Raw genomic sequence first — 8,666 nt, 5'->3', positions numbered from 1 at the left:
TCATCCTGAGCCAGGATCAAACTCTCCAATAAAGTTAGTTTGTCTAGCATCTAAAATAAAAATTGACGTTTCACGTTGTTTGTTTCGTTCAGTTTTCAAAGAACTACTTGGTCGCTCATTTGCGACTCCCTTATGTTAACACTTTCGTTAATTGATGTCAACTAAGTTTTTTATTTCGTTTGTCGCTTTCGACGTTATTGTCCTCGGCGACTTGTCCTATATTACACCCCCGTAGATCAACCGTCAATACCTTTTATCTTTTTTATTTTATAAATCATAAAAGCTTTGCCCTCTCTTAATTTCTAACACAGCCTTAGAACTTCTTAAACTTATGTATTCAAACTAACAATCTGCAGCCTACACTCTCTAACTTAATACTAATACTTTTCTAAAGAATGAATGTGAGACCAAGTAAATATATATTAAGGATAGTATTTTTTCTTTTAGTACGTCCTCCCTCCTGCTCATCTCTAGGGAGATTATAAATAAAACACTTCTCTTCTTTACCTTTAAAATCTAATATACTTAGGAGGCGTTATGAAATGCATGTTAATAAAAAGATAATTTATGTATCCCATGATGCCCATTTCCACGGAGCACAGCTACTTTCTTTACATACTATTAAGGCTCTTAAAGAAAACTTTGATTACTCTGTTGCAATTATTTCTATTGGATCAGGTATTTTAATTCCAGATTTTCAAAAGTACGGTCCTGTTTATTGTCTCGAGCAAGGTTATCAAACAGAAGAAAAGGTCGAATTATTAATAAAGGATTTATTATCACAGGGTTTTACCCTCGCCATATGTAGCACTGTCATAAGTGGCGATATCGTCGCATTACTAGCTAGACACAATATAAAAGTTGTTTCATTAATACATGAATTACCGCATTTAATACAACAGTACTCTGCTGAAGGGAAAGCTAAAAACATCGCTGAATTTGCTTACAAAGTTGTCTTCCCTTCACAATACGTATATGAAAAATTTCGTACAATCACTGAATTGGATCCTCAAAAATGTCACATTCTCCCTCAAGGTTTGTTTAACCACAATCCTTATAAAAACAATATCGCAAAAGCTAGAAATGAGTTACGTAAGAAGCTTAACCTGCCTCTAGATAGCAAAATTATCTTAGGTGTAGGCTTCGCAGATTATCGAAAAGGAATAGATTTATTCTCACTTATCTCTTACTCAGTACGAAAGACTCACAAGGATATTCATTTCATTTGGGTAGGGAGAACGGACGTTCAATTCCTGAATACACTGCCCCCTAAATATAAAGCACATTTCACATTAGTCGATCCTACTCCCGATATCGGATTATATAACGCCGGGGCTGACTTATACTTATTAACTTCAAGGGAAGATCCTTTTCCAAATGTTGTTTTAGAAGCATTAGATGCAAAACTTCCTGTTATAGGGTTTAAAAATGCTGGAGGTTTTGAAGATGTTGTTACAGAAAAAACTGGTGCCTTAGTAGATTTTTTAAATTTACCCAAAATGCTAGAAAAAATATATGAATTTATTCATGATGAGGGATTACGATTACAAAAGGGAAGCTTTGGCCAAGAACTTATCGAAAAAAACTTCAATTTTCTTAATTACATTTATCAATTACTAGATCTTCTCGAACATAATTACAAAAAGATAAGTGTAATCATACCGAACTATAATTATGAAAAATACTTACCTGCTCGAATCGAATCAATATTAAACCAAACCTACCCTCTTTACGAACTAATTTTCTTAGACGATGCCTCCACTGATCATAGCGTATCAACTTTTAAAAAGCTGCTCTCAAAAGAAAATAAGACCCACCTGAAGGTTCAACAGGTTATTAATGATAAAAACTCTGGTTCTGTATTTAAACAATGGATAAAAGGAGTCTCTGCAGCAACTGGTGATTATATTTGGATCGCAGAGGCCGATGACTTATGCGATAAGACATTTTTACAAGAGGTGATACAGGGGTTTTATATAAATAACAATATTACCTTAAGTTACACACAATCAAAACAAATTGATGAACAAGGAAATGTATTGGCTAATCATTATTTAAATTACACAAATGATATCGATAAAGAAAAATGGAAAGGCCCCTATTTTCGAAAAGGCGTCGAAGAAATACAAGATACGTTACTTATCAAAAACACTATACCTAATGTTTCAAGTGTAGTTTTTAAAAATATAGATATGAAGAAAACAGAAAAACAGTTAGAGAAGTTCAAAATAGCTGGTGATTGGTTTTTCTATGTTTCTCTTCTTACAGAGGGAGATATTTACTTCAATCCAGCCCCCTTAAACTATCATAGACGACATTTAAATAGCGTAACAAGAACAGAAGATTCATACTCCCATTACAATGAAGTTGTGCAAATGCAAAATTTCATTAAAGAAAGATTTACTATCGACGACATTTCTAAAATGAAAATGTATACATATAGAAAGCATCTTAAAGCATACTTAAAAATTTAAACTTGTGCTTTCTATGCCATCAATATCTCTTGTAAGTTGCTACTATTACTTAAGGGAGGAATACTCTTTGAAAGACTTTATAGAGGAACATAAAGATTTAATTTCTCAAATCGCACACAGCTATAATGTAAATGCAAGTATCCATCCTGAGGATCATATCTTTCAGTTCATTGTCACTAATCCCGTCTTCCCATCAAAAAAAGAAGCGATAGATTACTACTTTAAAGATGGGCAAAACTCAGCACAAATACTCTTAAACTTAATTACTTCCCTTTATCCTCCTACAGGCAATCCAATTAAATTGTTAGAATTTGCATCCGGATACGGCTGCGTAACACGTCATTTATTAAATCTACAAGCGAATTTGAGTATAACCGCTTGCGATATACACGAAGAGGCTATTTCCTTTATTGAAAACAAATTAAATAGTTCTTCTATATTATCTCATCCTGAGCCTGAACAGTTAAAATTGGACTCCTCTACGTACGATATCGTTTTTTGTCTATCCTTTTTCTCTCATATGCCTGATACAACTTGGTTTCGTTGGCTGCAAACATTGTATAACGCTGTTTCACCTGGTGGTTTATTCATTTTCACAACCCATGGCTATCAAAGCAAAAAATACTTCGGGTTTCCAAATTTAAATGAAAAGGGCTATTGGTTTCTCTCTTCTAGTGAACAATTCGATTTAGATGTGAATCAATACGGACAAACGATAGTTAGTCCCTCTTACGTGTGTGACAAAATTAAATTATTACCCCATAACCCAATTATCAAAAAGTATACTGAAGGATTTTGGTGGGAACATCAAGACCTTTGGGTTATAGAAAAAGAAGTAAAATAATAACCCACGCTCTGCTTATACAAGTAGAGTGTGGGTTATTGTTTTTTACTATATAAGAACTCTTCAATCCATAGCTTATTTAATCTAATCCCATGTTTAAAATCTATTTTAGGTTCCCAATTCAATTCTTGTTTTATCTTATCAATATTTAAAATGATTTTTTGAACGTTCTCTTGTTTTTGTTTGTAACAGATAAAATCCACTTTTCTTTCTGTTATTTTCTCTAATTCCACTATAATTCGTTTTAAAGAAAGACCTTTGCCACTCCCTATGTTGTATACGCAAGATTTCAATTGATTTAATTGTGCTAGTTGTATAGTAATTTCAACTAAATCATCGATATAAATATAATCTCTAATAATCTCCTCTGGATTCCCATATATATGAATCCTTTCATTACTGAGATGCTGGTACAAAAAACAATTTATCGCCCCAACTTTTTTTAAGGGGTTTTGGTATTTTCCATACGGATTAGAATATCTACATACAACATAATCTATTCCATATTTTCTCTTATAAAAATACAAATAATTCTCCAGCGAAACTTTTGTTATTCCATACGGGGAAAGTGGTCTTAATGGATGTTTCTCATCAATAGGCAAATATTCAGGTTCACCATAAACTGTGCCTCCCGAAGAAGCTAATATAATTTTTTTAATACGAAAATCTTTAACACTTTCCATGAAATTAAGAAAAAATAGACTGCTATTAATATCACCGAAAACATCTTCAATTGAAGTTGCTACGTTAGACGTCGCAGCTAAATAAATAATAATATCTATATTCACTAAAGCCTTATATATATCCTCAACATTTTTTAAATCACCTTTAATAAATTCAACTTCACTTACAATATTTTGAGGAAAATTATTTATATGTCTGGAAAATACTTTTACATTTTGCCCCTGTTTCAATAAACCCAATGCGAGGTTGATACCAATGAAACTATTTCCACCTACTATTAAATAATTATTCTTCCTCATAATATCATCTCTCTAGTAGTAAATTTTTCCCGTCTTCAAACCTAAAAATATACACAAATAAACTGGATCATTTCGATTATTCATCTTCTTATCATTGTATGTTTGTTATAAATTTTCATTATCTTTATTTTCTATTTTCATTTTAGAATAGCTTCCTTATTCTGGTTGACTGCAAAAACACTCATAATATTTACTCATCCCCATGAATATATTTAATAAACAATCCTCACTTGTTTAACCCATAAAAAAACTTCTAAATACACAAGGTTTTCAAAAAAGGAGTGCGAAACTCATGAAAAATATAAATCAAGAACTTTTAAATCATGTAATTCTACATAAAGATCGAATTCCACATTACCATAAAGACTTTCCGATTATACTATTTTGGAGTCATAGAAGCGGATGCACCGCGTTAGCTAATTGGTTCTTTTTTCAAATCGGATTATTTACTGAAGCAAAGAAATACAATGACTTTATTCATTACTATGAGTTCTGGGTGTATAAGAACAATACAAATTACATACCAGAGTTACAAAATGGTCTTCTAGAGGGTAAAAAGGATGTTTGTAAACTTGTGCGAAATCCCTATACAAGGGCTGTCAGCTCATTTCTATTACTTGCTGACAACCCATATGCTAGCCCTCAATGGGAAAGTATCCGTCATTATTTTTACAATGACAAATATAGTAATCAAGGAATATCATTTAAACAATTTTTATATTACGTTCAGGCATTCAGCTCCAATTCTCTAGCGTTAGATATACATTTTAGTCAACAATACGTCCCTGGTGAAGAAAACTTCATCCAATGTTATATTCCTTTAGAAGATTTTAATACACAAATCGCCAAACTAGAACACACGTACGATTTGATAAAATCCCCTTTAGCACTTCTTACAAATTCAGATCATCATCGCGCACATAAGATGATTTATGCAGGGAGCTATGCAGAACTTAGCATTACAGATACAGACTTCCCACGATTTCCAACATACGAAAGCTTTTATGATAAAGAAACTATGGATTTAGTTACAGAAATATACGCACAGGATTTTGAAATGTACCCATACACGAAAGGGATATTTTAAGTCTATACATTTTCCCATGAATAAAAGCTGATGCATCGCATAGCATAAAGTGAAACTTTAATTCGATTGGGGGTTCTCTTCAACTGATTATTCCCTTCTCCTAATCGCAATTTTAAGAGATACCTAACTTTCCCCCATTCCCCCTTTGATTTCGCTGATTGTTGACGTGTATCATACTTTCCATAAATAGATTGCATTTAACATAGGAGGGATGTCGTGTGGAAATCAATTTGAAACACAATAATGGGTACTGTGTTATTTGCGAAAAGAAAGCTACATTTATAGAGCATAATGATTGGCTTAGAGATCATTATTTATGTTCTACATGTAACTCTATACCAAGGCAGCGAGCTTTAATCCATGCTTTGCATACATTTTTTCCAAAATGGGATTCCTATAGTATCCACGAATCCTCTCCTGGAGGGATTACAACTCAGCTACTATTAAAAAACTGTAAAAACTATACTTATTCTCAATACTTTAGAAATTATCCTCTTGGCCAATACTTTCAAGGTATTAGATGTGAGAACTTAGAAGACATGACTTTTGAAGATGAATCTTTTGATTTATTCATTACTCAAGACGTTTTTGAGCATGTAATGACGCCAAACAAAGCCTTTAAAGAAATAGAACGAGTATTAAAACCTGGCGGTGCTCATGTATTTACTGTCCCTTGGTATCATACACTCACAAAAACTGTGCAAAGAGCAAGAATGAATCAAGAGGTGATCGAATATATTGAAGAGCCCATTTATCATGGAAACCCTATTGATGAAAATGGATCTTTAGTAACGTTCGATTGGGGGCAGGATATGATTGAATATATTTATACACACACCAATATGTATACCATTGTTTATTTACAAAAGGATAGATCACTAGGATTAGATGCTGAATTTTTACATGTTTTTATTAGTAAAAAGCAAGAAAATAAAGTTTAATCACTATATAATTCGGAGGTTTAACAAATGAATAACTTTAAGTTAGGAAGTGATTTTGATTACCTTGTTAATTCACTATCTGATGTCGAACTTCTAAATTTATTTATACAAAGTTGTTCGCAAACAACGGTAAATGGGATTCCCGTACCTAGGTTTCCTCCTGAAGAAATTCAAAAACAATTTGTAGGTGCTTCCTATGAACATGCTCTTTACGAAGCATATTTGTTTTATAGACATATAAAAGAATACGCCCAAAATTTAGGGGTTCCCTTGAATAAAGAAAGTAAAGTTTTAGACTTCGGCTGCGGATGGGGAAGAATTATACGCTTCTTATTTAAAGATGCCTCTGATCAAAATTTACTTGGCATTGATGTCGATCCTGCGATGATCACACTTTGTAATGAAACACTAGGAAGAGGGATATATAAAACAGCAAGTCCACATCCCCCTGTAGAATTTATTAGTGACAATTCATTAGATATCATATTCGCTTATTCTGTATTCTCACATTTATCCGAAGCTACTGCTGAAAATTGGGTAAAAGAATTTTCAAGAGTTCTTCGCCCTGGTGGAATCTTCATCGCAACAACACAAGCGCGCTATTTTCTTGATTTTTGTCAACAATTCCAAGAACATCCTGAATTAATTCAAACAGGATGGCATAAAACTTTATCTCAAGCTTTTCCAGATATACATCGCGCCATCTCGGATTATGAAAACGGCAAATTTGTTCACAGTCCTACTGGTGCAGGGGATGTTAGAAATAGTAGTTTTTACGGAGAAACTGTTATACCTAGGACTTATATTGAAAATCATTATGAGAAATATTTAAAGCTACAAGACTTTTTTGATGATGTAAATCGATTACCACAGGCCCTCTTTGTCCTTCAAAAAATTTAATTCCTTTCATTCAACGTAATAAATTTCATGACGAAAAGCACTTTCTATTTCAGCTATATATCAAATTACCTAATACTCTCTTATTAAGTAAGCTTAAAAAAATCCAATACATACCATAAAAAACAGTAAACAGATAACATATCTCTTGTTTTAAAATTACTTCACCAAATCAAGAATAACTTCCCAACACTTGAACTACGAAAAACATGAGGGGGATATAACTTGAAAATAATAGCTTTTTACTTACCACAATTCCATCAAATTAAAGAAAATGATCAATGGTGGGGGAAAGGATTTACTGAATGGACAAATACTAAAAGTGCACGACCTTTATTTTCAGGACATTATCAACCTAGGGAACCTTATCAAGATTTTTATTACGACTTAACTACCCCCTCCGTAAGAAAGTGGCAAGCGGAAATCGCTAAAGCATACGGTATATATGGTTTTTGTTATTATCATTACTGGTTTAAGGGAAAAAGACTATTAGAAACACCCTTTAATGAGGTACTAAAGATGAAGGAACCTGACTTCCCTTTTTGTCTTTCTTGGGCAAATGAACCATGGACAAAATCTTGGGATGGTCTCGATAAACATATATTAATGCCTCAAGACTACGGAGATATATCTGATTGGAAGGAACACTTTGATTATTTATTACAGGCTTTCCAGGATGAGAGATATATTTATATAGATGATAAACCTCTATTCATTATTTATCGTCCAGGACATATTCCTGATTGTGAAAAAATGCTTAATTACTGGAATGCATTAGCGCGAGAAAATGGTTTAAAAGGTATATACTTTGCTGAAACATTAAACAGTTTTCCACTACCTAATATAAATGGATTCGATGCTAGCATTCAGTTTGAACCTTTCTATACAATTGCCCATGATAGCTCTTCAGACATAAATAAGGTAATATATGATTCTGATATGCAATTAAATGTTTGGGACTACGATAAAGTATGGATGTATATATTACAACGATCGCTCCCAAAGAAAAAAACATTTCCCGGGGCTTTTGTTGATTGGGATAATACTGCACGACGTAAAAACGCAAATAGCAGCATCTTTGTAGGTTCTACCCCTGAAAAGTTCAGCATATATTTAAGCAAGCAAATTCATCGTACTTACTCTTTTTATAACAGCGAGTTTTTATTTATTAACGCATGGAACGAGTGGGCGGAAGGAACTTACTTAGAGCCAGATAAAAAATATGGATTTTCTTATTTAGAAGGGGTTAAAAATGCAATTGATAGAGGTATGAAAGCATACAAAAAAGACGAGTCATTCTGACTCGTCTTAAGCTTGCTTGGCGACGTCCTACTCTCACAGGGACAAGGTCCCAACTACCATCGGCGCTAGAGAGCTTAACTTCCGTGTTCGGTATGGGAACGGGTGTGACCTCTCTGCCATCATCACCAAACTATGAAG

7 protein-coding genes and 1 rRNA gene are annotated in these 8,666 nt (G+C 33.2%); 6 read left to right on the top strand and 2 right to left on the bottom strand.

What is annotated here, in order from left to right; all coding sequences use genetic code 11:
- Positions 1-542 precede the first annotated feature (542 nt).
- Together GBN91_RS28285 and GBN91_RS28280 are read left to right on the top strand one after the other, a co-directional pair.
- On the top strand, positions 543-2,474 hold the full coding sequence (locus tag GBN91_RS28285; RefSeq protein WP_152122872.1) for a glycosyltransferase: 1,932 nt from the start codon (positions 543-545) through the stop codon (positions 2,472-2,474).
- A 67-nt stretch (positions 2,475-2,541) separates the two neighbouring features.
- Positions 2,542-3,318 (top strand): class I SAM-dependent methyltransferase, encoded by a 777-nt coding sequence (locus GBN91_RS28280; protein ID WP_149215801.1) that lies wholly within the window; start codon positions 2,542-2,544, stop codon positions 3,316-3,318.
- Between the two features lie 35 nt (positions 3,319-3,353).
- On the opposite strand, the gene GBN91_RS28275 is transcribed toward GBN91_RS28280, so the two are convergent.
- A complete protein-coding gene (locus GBN91_RS28275; RefSeq protein ID WP_001230834.1) occupies positions 3,354-4,301 on the bottom strand; it encodes an NAD-dependent epimerase/dehydratase family protein in 948 nt (315 codons plus the stop codon).
- A gap of 292 nt (positions 4,302-4,593) precedes the next feature.
- On the opposite strand from GBN91_RS28275, the gene GBN91_RS28270 reads away from it, so the two are divergent.
- The 4 genes from GBN91_RS28270 (at position 4,594) to GBN91_RS28255 (ending at position 8,528) form a co-directional block, all read left to right on the top strand.
- Positions 4,594-5,388 (top strand): sulfotransferase family 2 domain-containing protein, encoded by a 795-nt coding sequence (locus GBN91_RS28270; protein ID WP_152122870.1) that lies wholly within the window; start codon positions 4,594-4,596, stop codon positions 5,386-5,388.
- A gap of 218 nt (positions 5,389-5,606) precedes the next feature.
- Complete coding sequence (locus GBN91_RS28265; protein ID WP_149215803.1) at positions 5,607-6,329, top strand: class I SAM-dependent methyltransferase; 723 nt, start codon at positions 5,607-5,609, stop codon at positions 6,327-6,329.
- Positions 6,330-6,356: 27 nt separating this feature from the next.
- Positions 6,357-7,229 carry a class I SAM-dependent methyltransferase gene (locus GBN91_RS28260; protein ID WP_025710433.1) on the top strand — a complete coding sequence of 291 codons (873 nt, stop codon included), beginning with the start codon at positions 6,357-6,359 and terminating at the stop codon, positions 7,227-7,229.
- Between the two features lie 222 nt (positions 7,230-7,451).
- Positions 7,452-8,528 carry a glycosyltransferase WbsX family protein gene (locus GBN91_RS28255; protein WP_152122868.1) on the top strand — a complete coding sequence of 359 codons (1,077 nt, stop codon included), beginning with the start codon at positions 7,452-7,454 and terminating at the stop codon, positions 8,526-8,528.
- Positions 8,529-8,542: 14 nt separating this feature from the next.
- On the opposite strand, the gene rrf is transcribed toward GBN91_RS28255, so the two are convergent.
- Positions 8,543-8,658: ribosomal RNA gene (gene rrf / locus GBN91_RS28250) — 5S ribosomal RNA — on the bottom strand.
- Between the last annotated feature and the right edge of the window lie 8 nt (positions 8,659-8,666).

The sequence above is a fragment of the Bacillus sp. B1-WWTP-T-0.5-Post-4 genome, from assembly GCF_009183795.1.
Taxonomy (GTDB): Bacteria; Bacillota; Bacilli; order Bacillales; family Bacillaceae_G; genus Bacillus_A; species Bacillus_A cereus.
This window is presented reverse-complemented; position numbering and strand designations above follow the sequence as displayed.